This window comes from Haemophilus seminalis (assembly GCF_006384255.1).
GTDB classification, from domain to species: Bacteria; Pseudomonadota; Gammaproteobacteria; order Enterobacterales; family Pasteurellaceae; genus Haemophilus; species Haemophilus seminalis.
The window spans coordinates 1-1,327 of the sequence record NZ_VCED01000015.1; the positions used below are offsets into that span (position 1 = coordinate 1).

Below are 1,327 nucleotides of genomic sequence, written 5' to 3' on the forward strand. Positions count from 1 at the left end.
CGTACGATTACCGTGAAAGTAGATGACCAAGTTTCTACCAATAATGCAGTGAAACCGGTGGAATACACGAAAGCCGATGGCACGAAAGTGTATCCGACAGATAAGAAAGATGCACAAGGTAATCCGCTCTTTAATACTAAAGCGGATGGTACTGGTACAGAAGTTCCTTCAGACCAAGTGATCACGTCGATCAATGGACCGAAAGGCACAACTTCACCGACAACCTTGGCGAATGTGAAAAACAACATTCCGAATGTAAATGACGGTACGGAAGAAATTACCACAGCAGATGGTACGGTTAAACCGAAAGCGGCAGATAAAGCCAACATCAACAAAGCACCGTTGACAGCGGAAGATGCGGCTAAATTGGTTAACCCGAAAAATGCAGATGGTACAGTCAACCCGAACTACATCGGTAACAACGCTGCAACTGTATCTGACGTATTGAATGCGGGCTGGAACCTGCAAAACAACGGTACTGCGAAAGACTTTGTAAAACCATATGACACAGTAAACTTCATCAACGGCCTTGGTACAACAGCGGTGGTGACAACGCGTGAAGGTAGCGCAGTAAGTGATGTGACTTTCAACGTGAAACCAGCGAATGGTTCAGTTACTGTTGGCGAAGATGGTGTAAAAGTAACGACTGGTGAAATTATATCTAACACGAATGGTTCCGTAGCAGGTCCAACAACGCCAGAAAACGCTAAGACACTGAAAGATGCTTTAGATGCTGCGGTGAAAGAATTAGCGACAGCGAAAGATGCGTTAAAAACAGCGGAAACTGCTTTGGCAGTGAACCCTAACGATGCGACGTTGAAACAAGATGTGGAAGCTAAAAAAGCAGACGTAGCAGCTAAACAAACATCAGTGAATGATGCTCAAAAAGCTCATGATGATGCAGGGTTGAACAAAGTTGCAACTGTACAAAACGTAGCGGAAGCGATTAATAATTCAGGGTTTAACTTGAAAACATCGGCAGCGACTGGAGGGGAGAAACTCAAAGGTACGAAAGATGATGGTGAGTTAATTAAACCAAGCAATACGGTAGAAATGGTAGCAGGTAAGAACTTAACCGTGAAACAAGATGAGGACGGTAAGGTGACTTATGCAACCAAAGACGATGTTGAGTTCAATACAGTGAAAGTGGGCGCAGATGACAAGACTGCGAACGGTAAAAAACCGGTTAACTTAACAACCGAAGCGGCGAAAGGGGCATCTAATAACGATGATGCAAATAAACCGACGACAGCGTTGAATATCAGCAGCGGTACAGGTACAGATGTGAAACCGACTCAACTTGTTGGTGTGGGTTCAGTGTTAAATA

General features: G+C 44.3%; 1 pseudogene. It reads left to right on the top strand.

What is annotated here, in order from left to right:
- Nucleotides 1-1,327: pseudogene (locus FE813_RS10360) on the top strand (hypothetical protein); the annotation flags it as partial.